The 20,042-nt window shown below is 40.9% G+C and carries 20 protein-coding genes and 1 other RNA gene; 18 read left to right on the plus strand and 3 right to left on the minus strand.

The window, feature by feature from the left end; translation table 11 throughout:
* The first annotated feature begins 100 nt into the window (after positions 1-100).
* From QL989_RS07510 to QL989_RS07520, 3 genes are read left to right on the plus strand one after another with little or no spacing between them, the layout of a single operon-like run.
* Positions 101-1,516: a TolC family protein gene (locus tag QL989_RS07510; RefSeq protein WP_290169438.1), complete on the plus strand. Its 1,416-nt coding sequence runs from the start codon at positions 101-103 to the stop codon at positions 1,514-1,516.
* Entirely contained in the window at positions 1,506-2,801 is a 1,296-nt protein-coding gene (locus QL989_RS07515; RefSeq protein ID WP_290169440.1) for an efflux RND transporter periplasmic adaptor subunit, read from the plus strand. The genes QL989_RS07510 and QL989_RS07515 overlap by 11 nt, the downstream gene beginning before the upstream one ends.
* A complete protein-coding gene (locus tag QL989_RS07520) occupies positions 2,798-5,881 on the plus strand; it encodes an efflux RND transporter permease subunit (RefSeq protein WP_290169442.1) in 3,084 nt (1,027 codons plus the stop codon). The genes QL989_RS07515 and QL989_RS07520 overlap by 4 nt, the downstream gene beginning before the upstream one ends.
* A 155-nt stretch (positions 5,882-6,036) precedes the next feature.
* Here QL989_RS07520 and ssrS read toward each other — a convergent pair.
* Positions 6,037-6,220, minus strand: a non-coding RNA gene (gene ssrS, locus QL989_RS07525) — 6S RNA.
* Positions 6,221-6,445: 225 nt separating this feature from the next.
* On the opposite strand from ssrS, the gene QL989_RS07530 reads away from it, so the two are divergent.
* From QL989_RS07530 to QL989_RS07545, 4 genes are read left to right on the plus strand one after another with little or no spacing between them, the layout of a single operon-like run.
* Positions 6,446-7,009: a UPF0149 family protein gene (locus QL989_RS07530; protein ID WP_290169443.1), complete on the plus strand. Its 564-nt coding sequence runs from the start codon at positions 6,446-6,448 to the stop codon at positions 7,007-7,009.
* Positions 7,010-7,045: 36 nt separating this feature from the next.
* Positions 7,046-8,368: a Xaa-Pro aminopeptidase gene (gene pepP, locus QL989_RS07535; RefSeq protein WP_013464149.1), complete on the plus strand. Its 1,323-nt coding sequence runs from the start codon at positions 7,046-7,048 to the stop codon at positions 8,366-8,368.
* 14 nt (positions 8,369-8,382) lie between these two features.
* Positions 8,383-9,570 carry a 2-octaprenyl-6-methoxyphenyl hydroxylase gene (gene ubiH / locus QL989_RS07540; protein WP_290169446.1) on the plus strand — a complete coding sequence of 396 codons (1,188 nt, stop codon included), beginning with the start codon at positions 8,383-8,385 and terminating at the stop codon, positions 9,568-9,570.
* A complete protein-coding gene (locus tag QL989_RS07545; protein ID WP_290169448.1) occupies positions 9,567-10,730 on the plus strand; it encodes an FAD-dependent monooxygenase in 1,164 nt (387 codons plus the stop codon). The genes ubiH and QL989_RS07545 overlap by 4 nt, the downstream gene beginning before the upstream one ends.
* 167 nt (positions 10,731-10,897) lie before the next feature.
* Here the strand turns inward: QL989_RS07545 and QL989_RS07550 are convergent, their stop codons facing one another.
* Positions 10,898-12,097, minus strand: a complete 1,200-nt coding sequence (locus tag QL989_RS07550) for an alpha/beta hydrolase-fold protein (RefSeq protein WP_290169450.1) — start codon at positions 12,095-12,097, stop codon at positions 10,898-10,900.
* 424 nt (positions 12,098-12,521) lie between these two features.
* On the opposite strand from QL989_RS07550, the gene rpsF reads away from it, so the two are divergent.
* The 9 genes from rpsF to alr all read left to right on the plus strand — a co-directional run bounded on the left by rpsF (position 12,522) and on the right by alr (position 18,723).
* Positions 12,522-12,863: a 30S ribosomal protein S6 gene (gene rpsF, locus QL989_RS07555; RefSeq protein ID WP_008110420.1), complete on the plus strand. Its 342-nt coding sequence runs from the start codon at positions 12,522-12,524 to the stop codon at positions 12,861-12,863.
* A 43-nt stretch (positions 12,864-12,906) separates the two neighbouring features.
* Complete coding sequence (gene priB, locus QL989_RS07560; RefSeq protein WP_008466122.1) at positions 12,907-13,224, plus strand: primosomal replication protein N; 318 nt, start codon at positions 12,907-12,909, stop codon at positions 13,222-13,224.
* Positions 13,225-13,236: 12 nt separating this feature from the next.
* Positions 13,237-13,464 carry a 30S ribosomal protein S18 gene (gene rpsR / locus QL989_RS07565; protein ID WP_002962753.1) on the plus strand — a complete coding sequence of 76 codons (228 nt, stop codon included), beginning with the start codon at positions 13,237-13,239 and terminating at the stop codon, positions 13,462-13,464.
* Between the two features lie 36 nt (positions 13,465-13,500).
* Positions 13,501-13,953: a 50S ribosomal protein L9 gene (rplI, locus tag QL989_RS07570; protein ID WP_008110407.1), complete on the plus strand. Its 453-nt coding sequence runs from the start codon at positions 13,501-13,503 to the stop codon at positions 13,951-13,953.
* Positions 13,954-14,179: 226 nt separating this feature from the next.
* Positions 14,180-14,731, plus strand: coding sequence for an RNA polymerase sigma factor (locus QL989_RS07575; protein ID WP_054202246.1), 552 nt, complete (start codon positions 14,180-14,182; stop codon positions 14,729-14,731).
* Complete coding sequence (locus QL989_RS07580) at positions 14,718-15,203, plus strand: hypothetical protein (RefSeq protein WP_013464154.1); 486 nt, start codon at positions 14,718-14,720, stop codon at positions 15,201-15,203. Before QL989_RS07575 ends, QL989_RS07580 begins: the two co-directional genes overlap by 14 nt.
* Before the next feature lie 9 nt (positions 15,204-15,212).
* Positions 15,213-16,151, plus strand: coding sequence for a DUF4097 family beta strand repeat-containing protein (locus tag QL989_RS07585; protein ID WP_010390853.1), 939 nt, complete (start codon positions 15,213-15,215; stop codon positions 16,149-16,151).
* A gap of 113 nt (positions 16,152-16,264) precedes the next feature.
* A complete protein-coding gene (gene dnaB / locus QL989_RS07590) occupies positions 16,265-17,644 on the plus strand; it encodes a replicative DNA helicase (protein ID WP_010390854.1) in 1,380 nt (459 codons plus the stop codon).
* Entirely contained in the window at positions 17,644-18,723 is a 1,080-nt protein-coding gene (gene alr, locus QL989_RS07595) for an alanine racemase (RefSeq protein ID WP_290169454.1), read from the plus strand. The genes dnaB and alr overlap by 1 nt, the downstream gene beginning before the upstream one ends.
* Positions 18,724-18,793: 70 nt before the next feature.
* On the opposite strand, the gene QL989_RS07600 is transcribed toward alr, so the two are convergent.
* A complete protein-coding gene (locus QL989_RS07600; protein WP_004588463.1) occupies positions 18,794-19,033 on the minus strand; it encodes a DUF2960 domain-containing protein in 240 nt (79 codons plus the stop codon).
* 100 nt (positions 19,034-19,133) lie between these two features.
* On the opposite strand from QL989_RS07600, the gene QL989_RS07605 reads away from it, so the two are divergent.
* Complete coding sequence (locus tag QL989_RS07605; RefSeq protein WP_138605248.1) at positions 19,134-19,385, plus strand: hypothetical protein; 252 nt, start codon at positions 19,134-19,136, stop codon at positions 19,383-19,385.
* Positions 19,386-19,415: 30 nt separating this feature from the next.
* Positions 19,416-20,039: a nicotinamide riboside transporter PnuC gene (pnuC, locus tag QL989_RS07610; RefSeq protein WP_138605260.1), complete on the plus strand. Its 624-nt coding sequence runs from the start codon at positions 19,416-19,418 to the stop codon at positions 20,037-20,039.
* Positions 20,040-20,042 lie beyond the last annotated feature (3 nt).

A 20,042-nucleotide genomic window follows, 5' to 3' on the forward strand; every position in this document is an offset into this window, starting at 1 on the left:
CAAATTCCCTTGGTAATTAGCGATTACGACAGAATCGCTTGGTAATTAAGATACGACAAAGTCGCTTGGTGTTAACAAATAGCATTGATCAGGTTTAAACATGATGTGGCAATATAAGCCATCTTTATTAGCAATAAGCATTATAGTGTTGAGCGGTTGTGCGAGTAACTTAAACCAATCGCAGCGCGAACAAACTCCAAATAATTTACCACAGCAGTGGCAACAACAAGCATCAAGTTCTGTATTAAAAGTGGATGATGAATGGTTAACTCAACTACACACGCCATTACTTAACAAATACGTAGAACAAGCGCTTAAAAACAACCAACAACTATTACAAACCAGCTATGATGTCGCTATTACTAAGCAGCAACTAATAGCAACCGGATCAGCTCTTTGGCCTAGTTTAGATTTATCTTCGCGTACTAGCCGCAGTAAAGGTAACCGGCCTGTTAGCTATAATAATGCCAGCTCTGTCAGCTTAAACTTAAATTACGAAGTTGACTTATGGGGTAAGCTGTCAGATTCAAAACGAGAAGCTAACCTTTCATATTTAGCGCAAAAAGCGCGTTTTGAACAAGCTAAACAGCAACTAGTTTCAGATGTTGTACAAGGCTGGTTTGATGTTGTGTCTGCGCAGCAGCTACTTGATTTATATAAGCGCCGTGAAGAAAATGCTAAGCAAAACCTCGATATAATTGAATCGGGTTACCGCCAAGGTATAAACGAAGCGCTTGATGTTTATTTAGCCCGCAATGAGCTTAATAACGAACGCTCACGCATTGCCACTCAAACAGCGAGTTTATCAAGTGCAGCGCGAGTGCTTGAGCGCTTACTAGGTGAGTACCCAAAAGGAGCTATTGCAGCAAGCACTGACTTACCGGTTGTTGATACCGAAATTCCAGTTGGTATTCCTTCAGAGCTCATTACTCGAAAGCCTGCATTACTTGCTAGTTGGTACGAGTTATTAGCTAGTGATGCGTCACTGGCTTATGCGCATAAACAGCGCTTTCCGAGTTTAAATTTAACTGCAAGCTTAAGTGATAGTACAGATCGAGTGAGTGATTTGTTTTCTCCTTCAAGCCTCGCATGGTCTTTACTCGGAAGTATTTCGGCACCTATTTTTGAGGGAGGGCGTTTACAAGCCAATGAAGAAATAGCGCGTCTGAATACTCAAAAGCAAGAACAGCAATATTTACAAACCTTGTACGATGCATTTGCTGATGTAGAAAATGCGATATCGCAGCAGCAGTCTTTAAAAGCGCAGTACACCAGCACCCTCGAAGCACAAAAAAATGCACTTGCGGCCGAGCAGTTATCGTTTGAGCAATATCAAAGTGGCTTAGTAACTTATACCACGGTACTTGATGCACAAGGTCGCTCATTCGATGCGCAAAGTTCATTAATACAAATTAAAAACCAATTAATCGCAAATAGAATTAACCTACATGTTGCCCTCGGTGGTGATTTTGAAAAACCGTCAAGCGACTTAAAGAGCAATAACGATGAACACTAAAACAGCTAAAATTATTATTCCAGCCGCGGTTGTTGTTACCGCTCTTTTAATTGTATTTTTTATTAAGAGTAATCCGCCAGAGGCGAGACGCTTTAGTTCAGCACCAAAAGCAGCAATTAGTGTATCTGTACTTGAGCTTGTGCCTCAAAGTTATCAAGTAATGATAGACAGCTACGGTACAGTAAAACCTCGAACACAAAGCTTACTTGTTGCTCAAGCATCTGGGCAAATAATTGAAGTGAGCGATGAGTTTAGAGAAGGTGGCTTTTTTGAAAAAAGCGACGTGTTATTAAAGCTAGATGATAGAGATCATCAGGCAGAGGTTAAATCTGCTCAAGCTAATTTACTCACAGCAGAGCAAAGCTTATTAGAAGAAAAGGCCCGCGGGCAACAAGCACTGACTGATTGGAAGCGCCTTGGTGGTTCAAGCCAAGCCAGCAGCTTGGTATTACGTGAGCCGCAATTAGCAGCTGCGCAAGCACAAGTGCTATCGGCTCAAGCTGCCCTTGAAAAAGCAGAGCTTGATTTAGAGCGTACAAAGGTTACCGCACCTTATGCTGGGCGCATACTGAGTCGTAGTGTCGATTTAGGTCAAGTAGTGAGTAACAATACCCAACTTGCTACTATTTACGCTATTGATAGTGTTGAAATTCGCTTACCAATAAAAAATAAAGACCTTTCGTTTGTTAACCTGCCAGAGCAATACCGTGATGGTGCTAAAAACCAAGCGGGTTCGTTAGTTAAATTTAGTTCTGATTTAGTGGGGGAGCAAACATGGCAAGGCCAACTGGCACGAACTGAAGGCGCTATTGACGAAAACGCGCAGCAACTTTACGTGGTAGCAAAAATAGACGACCCATATAAATCAACCGCCAGTAATCAGTATCCAATTAAAATAGGGCAATACATTAAGGCGCAAATAGCGGGTAAAACGGTGCAAAATGCGTTGATCATTCCTAACAGCACAATTTACCAAGGTACTTATGTTTATGTGGTTGAAGGTGATGTATTAAAGCGTAAAGACGTTACTTTTGCATGGCAAAACGCCAATCAAGCAATGATCAAAACCGGTTTAAAAGCGAACGATAAATTAGTTGTTACGCCGCTAGGGCAAGTAAGCTCAGGCACTAAAGTGAGTATTTTAGGTGAAGAGCCAAAAGAAAAAGTACCTAAAAATAAGCGCCCGACTCGTGAGCAGCTAGAGCAAAAAGCAAAAGAGCTTGGTATTAGTGTTGAAGAGTTAATAAAAAAACGTCGCGCAGCCAAGCAAGGAGATAAAGCATGATTGCTTGGTTTACTAAAAACCATGTTGCTGCCAATTTATTGTTAGTAACTTTGTTGTTGTCGGGACTATTTAGTTTATCGAGTAAAATACCACTTGAGGTGTTTCCATCTTTCGAAACAGACATGATAAGCGTAGGTGTTAGCCTGCGTGGTGCAACCCCTGAAGATGTAGAGCAGGGTGTAACAATTCGTATAGAAGAGGCCGTGCAAGACTTAGAGGGCATTAAACAAATATTTAGCCGCTCGTCAGAGGGCTCCGGCTCTGTAACTATTGAGGTTGAAAGCGGTTACGATCCTCGTGAGTTATTAGCTGATATTAAAAGCCGAGTAGATGCGATTAATACGTTTCCTGGCGATGCAGAAAAACCGATTGTTGCGCTGGCTGAGCGCAAAAGAGAAGTAATAGCTGTTACCGTATCAAGCGATTATGGCGAAAAAGAAACGCGTGAATATGCCGAAAAAGTGCGAGATCAAATACTGCGTTTGCCTAACGTAACGCAGGTAGAGCTAAGTGGTGTACGAGACTACGAGTTAGCCATTGAAGTTAGCCAAGACACACTTCGCCAGTACAGCCTAAGCCTTGCGCAAATATCGAGTGCTATTGCTAATTCAAGTTCTGATATTTCTGCCGGTAACTTAAAAACAGAAGGTGGCGATGTACTAATTAGCTCAAAAGGGCAGGCTTATCGTAAAGATGAATTTGCCAGCATAGTAGTAAAAAACCAAGCCGACGGAACGATTATCCGCTTAGGTGATATTGCTACAATTAAAGACGATTTTGAAGAAACGCCAGTACGCACCCGTTTTAATGGTAAGCAAGCGGCGTTTATAGACGTTTACCGAATTGGCCCGCAAAGCGCGATAACCGTGGCAGACGATGTTAAAAACTACATTGAAGAACAGCAAGCCACGCTACCACAAGGTTTTAAACTAAGTTATTGGGACGATGATTCAGAGCTAGTTAAAAGCCGTATCGCCACCTTAACCAGTAATGCTTTACAAGGTGGTATTCTAGTACTGGCACTGCTCACGCTATTTTTGCGCCCAGCAATTGCATTTTGGGTGTTTATTGGTATTCCTGTATCGTTTATGGGCGCGTTTATCGCGATGCCAATTTTTGGTGTAACGCTAAATATAATGAGCTTATTCGGCTTTATTTTAGTACTTGGTATTGTAGTAGATGACGCCATAGTAACCGGCGAAAACGTGTATACCCATTTGAAAACGGCAAAATCCGGTGAGCAGGCTGCTATATTAGGGACTCAAGAAGTTGCTACTCCCGTTACCTTTGGTGTACTGACTACTGTTGCTGCCTTTTTACCTTTAGCATTTATTGAAGGCGCGCGCGGCGCCTTATTTGCACAAATTCCGGTAGTGGTTATTCCAGTTTTATTGTTTTCGCTAATTGAATCTAAATTTGTGTTACCAGCACATTTAAAATACATAAAACTACGCCACCAAAAAGGTGAACCATCAAAGTTTGAAGCGATTCAACAACGTTTTGCTGATGGCTTTGAAAGTGCAATTTTAAAATATTACCAACCTATATTAAACACTGCTTTACGCCATAAACTAGCAACGGTTAGTTTATTTGTGGGGGTATTTTTTATTATTTTAACCATGATCACCAGTGGTTGGACTAAGTTTATCTTTTTCCCACGAATTCCTAGCGAAACTGTACGAGTCAATCTAACACTGCCAACAGGTACACCGTTTGAAGTAACCAATAAATACGTGATTGATATGTCCGAAAAAGCGCAGCAATTACAAGAAAAATATCGCGATCCTAATACAGGCGAAAGCGTTATTTTAAATATATTAGCCACTACTGGCGGACGCGGTGGCGCGTCTAACTCCGGAGCGGTACGCTTTGAGATTACACCTGCAGAGCAGCGTGAGTCAGATATAGGTTCGCGAGAGCTTGCTAGTGAATGGCGCGATTTAATTGGTGTTATTCCTGGCGCTGAAAGCCTAACATTTAGAGCTGAAATTGGCCGAAGTTCAGACCCAATAGACGTTCAACTAAGTGGTACTTCACTAACAATATTGCAAGATGTAGCTGATAATATTAAAAATCGTTTAGCAACGTACCCAACGGTGTTTGATATTGCTGACAGTATGTCTGACGGTAAAGAAGAGTTGCGTATAGAGCTTACGCAACAAGGTTTGGCGCTTGGTTTAAACCGTGTAAATGTGGCAGGACAAGTGCGTAATTCGTTTTTTGGCTCGCAGGTTCAGCGTATTCAACGCGGACGAGACGACGTGCGTGTAATGGTTCGTTTACCTATTGACGAGCGCCGCTCTGTAGCTGATTTACAAAACATACTAATAAGCACTCCCGATGGCGGCTCTGTGCCATTGTCGCACGTGGCAACACTTACGGCAGGACAAAGCCCATCAACCATAAACCGTATTGATCGTTATCGCACACTAAACGTGACGGCTGATATTGAAAAAAACAACACCAACATGACGGTGCTTCAAGCCGACCTAGCACAATATTTAGACGAGTTAATGCAGCAATACCCAGGTGTTGATTACAAACTCGAAGGTGAAGCCAAAGAGCAAAGAGAGTCGTTTGGCTCATTGGCTTGGGCGTTAGTGTTTGTGTTTTTTATAATTTATGCGTTATTGGCTATTCCGTTTAAGTCATACATGCAACCAATTATTGTTATGAGCGTTATTCCATTTGGCATGATTGGCGCTGTAGTAGGGCACTGGATAATGGGTATGGACTTAACCATTATGAGCTTACTAGGTATGCTTGCGTTAATAGGTGTGGTAGTAAACGATTCGCTCGTATTAGTCGATTTCATTAATAAAAAACGTAGCGAAGGTGGCGATTTAATAGAGGCAGTTAAACTTGCTGGCGCATCGCGCTTTCGCCCGGTTATGCTTACTAGTTTAACCACTTTTATTGGCTTAATGCCGCTGCTGTTTGAAAAGGCGACTCAGGCGCAGTTTTTAATACCTATGGCAGTAAGCTTAGGGTTTGGGATTATATTTGCGACTTTTATAACCTTATTACTTGTTCCCGTTAACTATATGCTGATGGAGCGCTTTCAAGGTTGGTTTAAGTAGTGTTAGGCATTAAAAAGACAAAGGGATAGGTGTTAGAGATAAAAATTAAATATCGGGCTGTGGAAACGCAGTTCGATATATTTAAAGACGAAAGATAGGGAATATTTAGTTAAAAAGAAATGCTTGAGAACCTAGAACCTAAGCTATAAAGGAAGGTGTTCCCCGAGAATGCGGTGCCCGGTGTCAGTCCTGAAACCTTGAGGTTTCAGGGCGGAAATCTGCGGTTTACCGTAGGCTTCTCGGTACATGCCGAGCTTGCACAATAGTAAACGAACAAAAATCCTGGTATAAAATTTATCGGCTCAGGGACTTAACCAAGCTCCTGCACCCCAGGGAACAAATTTAGTATATAAGACATATTCCAATCCTTAAACCCCAATCGTAAAAAATTAAACTGTTCGCTCAGTTTTCCTCCACATTTAATCTTGTATTTACTTTTAAGATTGCTTTTTGAGCTCAATTTGCTTTTCAATCGCTTGCTTTTGACCTCAGTCATAGAATTCATTGGAGTTGCTTTTTATCGAGTGGTAGCATTGCTTTAATTAGCAAAGCGAAGACGTCATTATGAATAACTTACCAGATTACGAAAAAGCCCAACTTCTTTTAGAGAAAAATGAAATATTTGTATCACCCGCAGAAGCGCATGGCGTTATTAGCGGCTTACTTGCTTGTGGGCTAAGCATTGACGATAAAGAATACTTAGGCTTACTGAGCGATGTATTTAATGATGGCGAGTCGTTTAGCAACGATTTAAAACAGTTTTTTGGCCAAATTTATCAACAAGTGGTTGAAAGTTTTAATAACGAAGAGTTTCAATTTGACTTGTTTTTACCTAGTGATGACGAAACACTCATCGATCAGGCTAACGGGCTCGTATCATGGGTAGCTGGGTTTATGTTGGGTTTTGGCTTAAAGCAAAAAGATTATGGCAAGCTGTCGGCAGATGTAAAAGAAGTGATCAGCGACTTTAGCGAGATTACACGCCTAGATACAACCTTTGAAGAAACCGAAGAAGATAGCCAAGCACTCCATGAAGTGATTGAGTACGTCCGTGTATCGGCGCTATTGTGTTTTGCTGAGCTAGGCAAAGAGCAAAATCTACAAAGCAACAAAAAAACACTGCATTAATTGAGCAACACAATAAAAGTAATGGGTTAGTTATTAATGGTTGAAATACAAAAGTCAGAGTTTAAAGCGCGCCGCGAGCGTTTATTGGCGGCAATGGATAATAACAGTATTGCTATAATTCCCGCTGCAACGGAGCTCACGCGTAGCCGTGATACTCATTATCCGTTTCGACAAGACAGTGACTTTTTTTACTTAACTGGTTTTAACGAACCCGATGCCGTGTTGGTGCTTTGCAAAAACAGTGATACACCCTCACTATTATTTTGTTTAGATAAAGACAAACTTGCAGAGGTATGGCACGGCAGACGCATTGGTTTTGAAAAAGCACAAAGCGAATACTTATTCGACAAAACTTATGCACTTAGTGCGCTAAATGAACAATTATTGAATTTGGTGAACGGCCAACAGATTTTATTTTATGCACAAGGGACGTATCCTGCCTTTGATGGCAAAGTATTTTCAATGCTTAACACTTTGCGCAGTGCCCCTAAAAAAGGGGATACAGCACCGAGTACAATTAAAGATATTCGCCCTTTATTGCATGAAATGCGCTTATTTAAATCGCCAGGCGAAATTAACATTATGCGTGAGGGCTGTGAAATAAGCGCTCGAGCACACATGCGAGCCATGCGTTTTTCCCACGTTGGCGCAACCGAGTTTCAACTAGAGGCAGAGCTTCATCATCACTATGCAATGAACGGTGCGCCACATCCTGCTTATGGCACTATTGTCGGCAGTGGCGATAACGCCAATATTTTGCACTACACCCAAAATAGCGACGTATTAAACAATGGCGACTTAGTACTGATTGATTCAGGCTGTGAGCTACAAGGCTACGCCGCCGATATAACACGTACCTTCCCCGTTAACGGTAAATTTAGCACTGAGCAAGCTGCGCTTTATAATATTGTACTTAAAGCGCAAGAAATCGCATTTAGCGAAATAAAACCCGGTGGCCTTTTATCTCAGGCAAATAAACTCGCTATGCAAGTACTAACCCAAGGGTTACTTGATTTAGGTATTTTAACCGGCGATTTTGATGAGTTAATGGCACAAGGTGCCTGTAAAGAATACTACATGCATGGTCTTGGTCACTGGTTAGGGCTTGATGTTCATGATGTGGGCGATTACAAGGTTAATAACCAAGAGCGTGTCTTAGAGCCGGGTATGGTGCTAACCATTGAGCCTGGGCTGTATATTAGTAAAGACTCAAATGCGCCTCAAAAATACCAAGGTATAGGTATTCGTATTGAAGATAACTTATTAGTAACTGATTCAGGTCACGACAACTTAACCATTAGCGTGCCTAAAACAATTAGTGAAATAGAAGCGTTAATGCAAAGCGCTAAAAACGCATAAGCTTGGAGATAAAAGTGGCTAAGCAGTTTGATATTGTAGTAATTGGTGGTGGTTTAGTCGGCGCAAGTTGTGCTCTAAGTATAAGTAAAAAAAATCCCAGCTTAAATATTGCTGTAATTGAAGCAAATCAAGTAACCACTGATTATCATCCAAGCTTTGATGACAGAAGTATCGCACTTGCCCAGCAGTCGGTAGAGTATTTACAAAGCCTCAATTTATTTGAAATGAACGCTCCCTATGCTGCGGCCATAAAAAAAGTGAGTGTGTCAGACAAAGGGCACTTTGGTAAAGCCCATATACAGTGTGATGAGTTTGCAAAACCCTCATTAGGTTATGTGGTAGAGGTAAACCCATTTGGCAGAGCGCTGCATCAGCGTTTAATGCAATCAAACATATCGCTTTTTTGCCCAGATAGCGTAACAGCGATAAAACAAAATGCCGATAGTAATGAACTTACACTACAAAGTGGTGAAAAACTGAGTGCTAAGCTGTTGGTGATTGCCGACGGTGCACAGTCGCCAACTCGTAATTTATTGGGGCTCGGCTTCAATACCCAGCCTTATGAACAAGGTGCGATTATTGCCAATATAGAAGTCGCTGGTGGGCACCATCATCAGGCGTTTGAGCGCTTTACCCAAAATGGCCCAATGGCTTTATTACCCATGAGTAATAACCGCTATTCGTTAGTATGGTGTATGCGCCAAGAACATATTGAGCAGTATATGTCGCTAAGTGAACCAGACTTTATAAGTGCGCTGCAAACTGCCTTTGGTTATCGTGCAGGACAGTTTATAAAAGTCGGTATGCGCGCTAGCTACCCTCTAGTTTATGGGCAAATAGAATCGTTAACGACGCACCGCACAGTGGTGATAGGCAACGCGGCACACGCAATTCATCCTATTGCAGGACAAGGCTTTAATTTAGGGCTGCGCGACGTACAAGTGCTGAGTAACTTAATGGCAAACAGTGAACATGATTTAGGTAGCTATGCTTTTACTCGTCAATATTCAATCAAGCGCAGTGATGATATAAACACCGTAATGACATTGACCGATGCTCTGGTCAGACTTTTTTCAAACTCATCACGGGGGTTAGCGCTTGGTCGAAGTATTGGGCTATTTTCAATGGATTTATTCCCTGCATTAAAAGCCCCATTAGCAAAACAATTAATGGGTCAAGTTAAACAAGGTACACGTTTATGAAACAAGTACAGGTTTGTATAGTGGGTGGTGGCTGCGTTGGGTTAACGCTGGCGCTCGGGCTTGCTAAAGCGAATATTAGCGTGGCTGTGTTAGATGCTGCGCCAACTCAAGCTCCACCGAGTGATGATTATGGCTTACGAGTTAGTGCACTAAGTATTGCCAGCCAGACCTTACTGGAGCAATTAAATGTATGGCCACACATAATAGCTGAGCGTGCTTGTGCTTATACGCACATGGATGTTCGTGATGCCGACAGCTTTGGAAAAATAGCCTTTAATAACGAGCAACTTGAGCTTGAGCATTTAGGGCACATAGTTGAAAACGATATTATTCGCTTTGCGCTAATAAAAGAGCTTGAGCAACAAAGTAATGCCACACTGATGTTTGATACCGAGTATCAGCAAATACATCAAAGTGAGTCTGATGTATTTATTAATTTAAAAACTGGCGAACCTATTATTGCTAAGTTGCTGGTGGCGGCTGATGGCGCAAATTCAGCGATTCGTAAACAGTTTAATATGGCGCTGAGCTTTAAAGATTACGATCACCATGCGTTAGTAGCGACAGTTAAAACCAAAGAGTCACATGCAAATACCGCACGCCAAGTGTTTTTACCAACCGGGCCACTAGCGTTTTTACCACTAAGCGATGAGCATACTCATTCAATTGTGTGGTCAACCAGCCCCAATCATTGCGATGAATTGTTAGCAATGGACGACACCGCCTTTAATAAAGCAGTTATGGCTGCCATAGATGGCCAATGTGGTTTATGTGAAGTGCAAAGTAAGCGCGTCGCATTCCCACTTAAAATGCGTTACGCCCAACAATGGGTTAATGGCAAGGTGGTGTTAATGGGCGATGCAGCGCATACCATTCATCCATTAGCAGGGCTCGGTATGAACCTGGGCCTAAAAGATGCCGCTTATTTAATTGAGTTATTAACAAGGGATAGCGAGGAGTTTGCAAGTACTCGGAGACTGCGTGATTACGAACGTACCCGCAAGCTCGACGCACAAAAGCACATCGCCATGATGCAAGGGCTAAAAGAGCTATTTGAAGGTGCAAACCCAGTTAAAAAGCTGATTCGTGGAGTAGGGCTTTCACTCGTTGATAACTTAGGCCCAATCAAACATCTATTCGCTAAAGAAGCGATAGGCTAGTAATAAAGACAAGCGGTCAGTTTTTAGCTATCAGCTTTAAGCCAAAGAAAAACCGATGTTTTAGTTTAAACATCGGTTTTTTTGTTTATAGGCTAATGCTATCTTTTGTGTAGGCGTACAGCTTGCTGACGCGACAAGCGAAGCTCGTAATGCTTTAAGTTAATGAGCTACAAATTTTCTTGTGCTTCATTCACCATATCTTGCAGTGCATCGATTAACAATGGGTCACGCGAGTTCTGTTTAGCAAGTTCTAGTGCTTTTGTCATGCTGGTAACGGCTTCTTTAAACTGTTTGTCAGCAGTGTAGCCTTGCGATAATCGCATGTGGGAGTAAGCTGCATTTGGGTAATCGCGAGTAAAGTGTTTAAGCGTCGTTATCGCTTTTTTAGTGTTGCCAAACTTTTGCTGGCGGTGGGCAAATTCTACGTACACATCTTGTGGAATTTTAAGCTCAAATCCGTACTTATCACTAAGTGCTTGGTAATAACCGGTAATAAGCGATACATCCGCAAATTTTCCGTGCTCGTCAGTCACTTTAAATATTAGGTCGCTAAATAAGTGAATTAAGCTATCGCTGAGTGCTGGAAGTATGGTGCCCATATGAGTAAAAGAGGGGTAATGCTTATATTCCCATTTCAGCTGCGTGGGCATTTGTTGCTCTAAATTTACTAAAGTATTTAATGCACCTGTATAAAAGCGTGCGCCTTCGCTTGCTACACTAATAAATAACGCTTGAGCGCCTTTAGGGTTTTTAGTGTATTTAGTGATATTACTTTTTAACTCTTCATCACTCCACCAACTATTTGGGCTTATGGCTATATAGTTGTTAAATAATTCCGGCTGATTAACTAAAGTATAAAGCGCTAATGTACCAGCATTAGAATGACCAATTAAGGTGTTGTAACCATTAGTTGGGTAGTTGCTATTTATGAAGGGCATGAGTTCGTCAGACACAAACTTTAAAAAATTGTCAGTTTGCCCTGCGTCAGGCCATTTACTTTTAACAAAGGTTTGAAACTCCGTTTTAGGTTCGCCTTGTACTTTTGGTAAGTAATCACGAACACGGTTAGTTGTATCAATAGCAACAAGCATGGCATTAGGTATCTGATCGTAATCAACAAGGGATTTGATTACGCCAGACGCCGTATGAAAGTGTTCAACACCATCAAGTAAATAAATAACGTAAAGCGGCTGATCGTCTTTTACGGTTTCAGGTATGAAGATTCTGAGAGGTCTGTCTTCATTAAGTATTTTTGATTGAAGAATGACTTTTTTACCCACGGTTATGTCGGTTGTAGCGGTGTTTGCATAGCTTAAAAAAGAGGTACTAAAAGTAAGTATTAATACAAGCGATAATAAAAGCTTCATAAATATCCTTATTTAATAATGTGTTGCTTGATAATTGCACGGCTTTAGGTTTGAGTAAATGTTTATATTTTAGAAGTAAATGTAGAGCTTAAATAATTTAAAGCTATGCTTTTCAAGCTCGGCGTCTACCTCGTAAATATTAAACACTTATTTTTATTTTATTTGTTGATATAAAGGGAGCATCCAATAATGTCTTCCCGAAACCCGAAACCCGAAACCCGAAACCCGAAACCCGAAACCCGAAACCCGAAACCCGAAACCCAAAACCTTTAACACTTATCTATCAAAGCTTAAAAAACCTGCTTGCTTAATTATCCTACTAAGCGTAAAATGCGCGCTCATTTCGGCTTTTAAACTATTAATTCCTTGCCTTAAACCGACCGGCCGAAACGGTAGAAGGCTCTATTAACCGTAAGGAATATCCATGCGTCATTACGAAATCGTATTCATGGTTCACCCTGATCAGAGTGAGCAAGTATCTGGTATGATCGAACGTTATACTGGTTCTATCACTGAAGCAGGTGGTACTATCCACCGTCTTGAAGACTGGGGCCGTCGTCAACTGGCTTACCCAATCAACAAGCTTCATAAAGCTCATTATGTTCTTATGAACGTTGAAGCACCAACTGAAGTAATCAGCGAGCTAGAAACTACTTTCCGCTACAACGATGCAGTGCTTCGTAACTTAGTTATGCGTACTAAAAACGCTGTAACTGAAGCGTCTCCTCTTGTAAGAGAAGAGAAGAAAGAAGCACCAGCTGCTTAATTGTTTTGAGTCCTAGCATGGCACGTAGTCAGCAGTTACTATAATGGTTAGCCCATATACGAATCAGCTGGTTATATCGGGGGTAGTTTGTAAAACACCCAAGTTTAGCCAAAGCCCCGCGGGCATACCGCATTGTATTTTTGTTGTAGAACATAAATCAATGCAAGTTGAAGCAGATCTTAACCGTAATAGTTATGTTAGGCTTCAGGTGGTTGCCAGTGGTAAGCAAATGCAACAACAGACTCAACATTTGCACGTTGGGCAGGCATTGCAAGTGAGTGGTTTTTTAAATCGCCACGAAGGTCGTAACGGCCTTAGCCAATTGGTTTTGCATGCTCAGCATATAGAAAGAATTATTTGAGGAATTAATCTCATGGCACGTTATTTCAGACGTCGTAAGTTCTGCCGCTTTAAAGCGGAAGGCGTACAACAAATCGATTACAAAGATCTAGCTACTCTTAGAAACTATGTTACAGAAAGTGGCAAAATCGTACCTAGCCGTATCACAGGTACTAGCGCTAAATACCAGCGCCAGCTAGCAACTGCTATTAAGCGTGCTCGCTACTTAGCCCTTCTTCCATACACTGACTTACATAAGTAAGCAGCGGATTAACACGTTTTTAAAAGGTGTAGAAACATGCAAGTTATTCTACTAGATAAGATCGCTAACCTAGGTGGCCTAGGTGACCAGGTTGTAGTTAAATCTGGCTTCGCACGTAACTTCCTTTTCCCACAAGGTAAGGCAGTTCCTGCAACTAAAGCAAACATTGAAACGTTTGACGCACGTCGCGCAGAACTAGAAGCAAAAATCGCTGAACAGTTAACTGCAGCACAAGCACGCGCTGACAAACTTGAAGCATTAGCAGAAGTTACATTAGTATCTAAAGCTGGTGACGAAGGTAAATTATTCGGTTCAATCGGTACTCGTGACATCGCTGACGCTATCTCAGCTGTTGGTGTTGAAGTTGCTAAATCAGAAGTTCGTTTACCTCTAGGTACTATCCGTGAGACTGGCGAATTTGACGTTGCAATCGCAGTACACTCAGACGTAACAGCTACTATTAAAGTAATCGTTATTGCTGAAGCTTAATTTTTAGAATTAAGTTTAAAAAAAAACCGTGCTTTGCACGGTTTTTTTGTGTCTAAAATTTATAACCCAAAGCAATAAATTGTTTGTTGTGGGTAAAATCAAACACCTTTCTAAAATAAACCTTCATTTTTACAAATATTTTTTATTTCATTTAAACCTTTCTATTCTTCTGCGCGTCTTATAAGTTAAATTGCAATTACATAATTATAAACAGGAAAAGTTTGCGATGTTAATGGACGCTAATCAGCCAATAACTGATCAAGTGCAGCAAATGCTTATTGATCAAGTTAAAAACGGCGACCAGTTAGCTTATAAAGCGCTCTATGACATGCATAAAGCAAAAGTTTATGGCTTATGCCTGAGGCTTATAGCCGATGAGGAGTATGCACAAGATGCTACCCAAGAAGTGTTTGTGCAAGTATGGAACAAAATAGCGCAATTTGATGGACGTTCGCAGTTTTCCACTTGGCTTTATAGTGTCGCCAGTAATATTGCTATTAGTTATGTGCGCAGGCAAAAACATTGGCTTAATAAAGTAATTAGCTTTGAGCAAAGCGGAATGGATGAACAAGCTGCACATGACTGTAACGGATTAAATGGGCTAGATAAATTAATTGTTAGACTGCCTGAACGAGCAAGAATGGTATTTGTGCTTTATGCAGTAGAAGGTTACAGGCATGAGGAAATTGCAACCCTGTTAGGTATGGCGGTAGGATCTAGTAAAGCGCAATATCATCGTGCAAGGCAATTATTAAAGCAGTGGTATGAAAATGAATAAAACAAATTTTGACGACTACTTAAATGAGTCTTTAACCCAGTTAGATAAAAATATTCCACCAAAAAAAGAACTGTGGAATGGGATTGAGCGCGCAATAATAGCTAATAATCAGCCCACTATTAATACTAATCAATATTGGCCAAAACTCACCGCCATTGCTGCATGTTTTACCGCGGTTTTGGTCAGCACAGTATTGTTATTTAAAGTACCAGAGGCAAATACTGCAGTGGCAATGAGTGAGTTTTTTACTAAACAAAAACAAAGTTTACTAGTGCAATATCAAAGCCAAGCAGCATTGACCGACAATTGGCAAGTACAGTTACAAGAACTTGAAGATGCAGAGCAAGCAATAAAGCAAACTCTTGAAAATGAACCGAAAAACAAGGCGCTATTGTCTATGTTAGCGCAAGTTTATCAACAACAACTCGACTTAATTAACAAGGTGCATGCACCGCGTTGGCAACACATCTAGGAGAAATAAATGAAAGCAATAATATTAGGGATCGCTTTATTACCCATGGCCGTATTTGCTGGTGAAAAAATAGATCAGCAAATTGAGGTACCCAATGCTGGGGTGATCCACATTGAAAACCAGCGTGGTGATATTAAAGTGACAGGTTGGGATAAAAATCAATTTAAAGTAACCGGTGAACTTGATGATAAGGCACAAGGCTACACACTTAAAACACAGGGTAATAAAACCCAGTTTATTGTGAAAATGCCTGAACTTTCTAATTGGGATAATAACAACAATGGCTCAACGCTCACTATTTTTATGCCAAAAAGTAGTGCGCTAGAATTTGTGGGTGTTAATGCATCTATAACGGCCAAAGAGTTACAAAAAGGTACTGAAATTGATGTAGTTAATGGGGCTATTACAGTAAACGATCTTAATGGCGATATTAAGCTGACCACTGTAAATGGTGACATCAAGGCAAAAGCACTTAATGGTAAAGTTCAATTTGAAACTGTTAATGGTTCGATTGATGATCAGCAATCTAGCGGTGAAGTTCGTTTTAGTGCGGTTAATGGCGATATTACATCAAACTCGACGGCCAATGATATTCGCTTAGAAAACGTAAATGGCGATATTAACTTTAATTTAGATACAATTAAAGAGTTACAAATAAGCACCGTTAATGGCGAAGTTAAGGTACAAATTAACCGCCTTCTGAGTGATGCTGATGTGAGTTTTGAATCTGTTAGTGGTAACGCTGCGTTTTATTTCCCTGCTGATTTATCAGCACAATTTGAGGTGGAAGCACACGCTGGCGGTAAAATTGACAACCAGTTAACTAACGATCAAGTACAAAAAGCCAAATATGGCCCAGCAAGTGGAATTAAGTTTAATACTAATGGCACTGATGCTAGCGTAGAGATGAATACTATTAGCGGTGTTATCGAACTTAAACGTCAATAATTAGCTATTTTATTTTAAGTAACAAAAAGCAGGAAAAGATTTCCTGCTTTGCTATTTGCACAGCCCCGCCAAGTCGATAGAATAGAGCTATTCAATTTTAGTACTGTGAAGTTATGGCCAAACCAGATAAGCAAGTCGACACTCTTAAAGTTCCTCCCCATTCAATAGAAGCTGAACAATCTGTTTTAGGTGGTTTAATGCTTGATAACCAAGCATTTGATCGCGTAGCTGAACTTGTTGTGGCGCAGGATTTTTATACCCGTACCCATAAGCTTATTTTTGAGGCGATGACAGCTCTTGCTGAAATTGGTGATCCGATTGACTTAATCACAATTTCTGAGAGTTTAGAAAAAAATAACCAGCTGTCAGGTATTGGTGGATTTGCGTATTTAGCCGAAATAGCAAAAAACACCCCAAGTGCTGCCAATATTGACGCTTACGCAAGTATTGTTCGCGAGCGCGCCGTTGTTCGTGAAATGATTGGTGTTGCCAATGAAATAGCCGAAGCGGGCTTTAATCCTGAAGGGCGTACTAGCCACGACTTACTTGATTTTGCTGAAAGTAAAGTATTTAAAATTGCTGAGCAGCGTACAAAAAGTAGTGAAGGCCCACAAAGCATTCACAACATACTTGAAAAAACCGTTGATAAAATAGAAGAGCTTTATCAATCACCACAAGATGGTGTGACCGGTGTGAGCACGGGTTATGCTGATCTTGATAAAATGACTACAGGCTTGCAGCCATCTGATTTAATTATTGTGGCAGCGCGTCCATCAATGGGTAAAACCACTTTTGCGATGAACCTTGCTGAACATGCCGCAATGACTCAAGACAAGCCAGTGCTTATTTACTCACTAGAGATGCCCTCTGAACAAATTATGATGAGGATGCTGGCGTCCCTTGGCCGAATTAACCAAACTAAAGTACGTACTGGTCAGCTAGATGACGATGACTGGGCGCGCCTTTCATCAACCATGGGATTACTCATGGAAAAAGGCAAAATGTACGTTGATGATGCCTCAGGCTTAACACCTACCGATGTTCGCTCACGTGCACGTCGTATAGCACGTGATCATGGCGGTATTAGTATGATCATGGTCGATTACCTGCAATTAATGCGTGTACCTAGCTTGTCAGATAACCGTACCTTAGAAATTGCCGAAATTTCACGCTCACTCAAAGCATTAGCAAAAGAGTTGCAGTGTCCGGTTGTTGCTCTATCGCAGCTTAACCGTACTCTAGAGCAACGTGCTGATAAACGTCCAATTAACTCAGATTTACGTGAGTCGGGCTCTATTGAGCAAGATGCCGATTTGATCATGTTTATTTATCGTGATGAAGTATACAACGAAGACAGTACTGAAAAAGGCATTGCCGAAATTATTATCGGTAAACAGCGTAACGGTCCGATTGGTAAAGTGCGCCTAACCTTCCAAGGTCAATTCTCTCGCTTTGATAATTACGCGGGGCCTGCTGTAGATGATGATTACTAATGCGCTTAGCCACTGCTGAAATTAATTTAACCGCGCTTGAACACAACCTAGCACAGGTAAAACGCTTTGCGCCCAATAGTAAAGTAATGGCGGTATTAAAAGCTAATGCTTATGGGCATGGTTTAGTCACTATTGCGCAACACTTAAATGAAGCGGATGCATTTGCGGTTGCGCGTATAGATGAAGCGTTAGCGCTGCGAGCAGGTGGCCTTACAAAACCAATTGTGTTGCTAGAAGGCTTTTTTCATCAAGAAGACTTACCTATTTTACTGGCGAATAATTTTCAAACTATTATTCATGACGAGATACAGCTAGAAATGCTGGAGAATGTGCAGCTAGATGCGCCTTTAAATTGCTGGTTAAAAATAAATACCGGGATGCATCGCTTAGGTATTGCGCCTGAGCAGTTTGATATGTTTTATCAGCGACTACAGGCCAGCCCAAATGCACAGAACAAAATAAATTTAATGACTCACTTTGCCTGTGCCGATGATGTAAAAAATACTAAAACAGTGCAGCAAATAAGTTTGTTCGATAATTTAACCCAAGAGGTTGATCAAGCCCATTGTTTATCAAACTCTGCGGGAATTATAGCGTGGCCAAGTGGTCATGGTGATTGGGTTAGACCTGGATTAATGCTTTACGGTGTATCGCCTATGGCTAATCACACAGGTAAAGATCATCAATTAAAGCCTGTAATGCGCTTAACCACTAAGGTAATAGCAGTGCGCAATGTAGGGGCACATGAACAAGTAGGTTATGGCGGCCGCTGGCATAGTGATAAGCCTACGATGTTGGCTGTGGTTGCACTGGGCTATGGTGATGGTTATCCGCGTCATGCGAAAGAAGGCACACCTGTGATTATAAATGGTCATCGTTACGGTATTGTGGGTAGTGTAGCCATGGACATGATCACCCTAGATATAGGTAATAATGAGCACAACGTCGAAGTGGGTGATGAGGTGATTATGTGGGGACCGGAGTTACCAGTAGAAGAGATTGCACAATGTGCTGATACTATATCTTACGAGTTATTGTGTAATATTACACCACGCGTAAGTTATGAGTACCAGCGCTAATATTTACTTTAAAAATACCCAGTAAGTTTACATTACTAGAATGATCGTGATGCTCACTTAATCGGTATCGTTACTCTTTTATAAAGTAAATATCGCTAAAGCCCATACGTGCAAACTCTTGGTCGCGAAAATTGCGTACCGCCGATGAACCTTTAGAGGTCATTTCAATTTGGCGTACCATGTTTAAGTAATTAGTTAAATCGATACCCTCAGCAGCCGCAATAGCCTGATACATATCGTGGTATTTATCTTTTGCGAAGTTAATTTCGCGCGGTTGATTTTTAAAAGTATAGGTAATTCTGCGTGCCATAATAAGCTCAGTTATATTGAGTGTTAGTGTAATTTTACACTGTATTTAAGTTGCGTTGAATGATTAGTTGAAATCAAATAATTAAAAAGTTGAGTTTGAAATGAAATTATCAGTAGAGATCAGTAAATACCCGCTTCATCAAGATTATATTCCTTTTATTAAAGGCTTTATCGACAGAGTAAATGCCTATGAAGAGCTCAAAGTGATCACGAATACCATGTCGACTCAAATATTTGGTGATTATGACTTAGTAATGCAAGTGATCAGTACAGAGATTAAACATTCATACGAGCAATATGGTAAAGCTATCTTTGTGTGTAAATTTATCTCGGGCGATTTATCTCCCGAATAACCTCCTAACAAATACGGTCGTTTTATAATGATGGATTTTATAACGCAAATACTGAGTGGTTTCACTGCCATGTCGCATTGGGAGTATATTGCGGTGGCTTTATCAATGGCGTATTTATTATTAGCCATAAAAGAGAATTTATGGTGCTGGCCTGCGGCTTTTTTTAGTACGCTTATTTATACCATAATGTATTGGAATGGCGCGTTGCTAATGGAGTCATTACTGAACTTTTATTACATGTACATGGCTGTGTTTGGGTGGGTTGTGTGGCGAAAAGGTAAAGCTAATCAAGCGCAACGTTTGATTACATCGTGGCCTGTGAACCGACATATCATTTTAATAGTATTAACCACGCTAGCGTCATTAGCGATTGGTTACGTGATGCAAAATTACACTCATGCAGACTTTGCTTATCTGGATAGTTTTACTACCTGCTTTGCAGTAGTCACCACTTACCTAGTAGCTAAAAAAGTACTCGAAAATTGGTTATATTGGATAGTGATTGATGCTGCATCAATGTATTTGTATTATGAAAAAGGTTATTACCCAACACTCGTGCTTTTTATATTTTATACCGTTATGGCAGCGTGGGGGTTTAAAACGTGGTACGAAGAGTATGAGCAAAGCCAAGCAAAACCAATGGCGCAACTATAATTC

The sequence above is a fragment of the Pseudoalteromonas sp. APC 3224 genome, assembly GCF_030407535.1.
GTDB lineage: Bacteria > Pseudomonadota > Gammaproteobacteria > Enterobacterales > Alteromonadaceae > Pseudoalteromonas.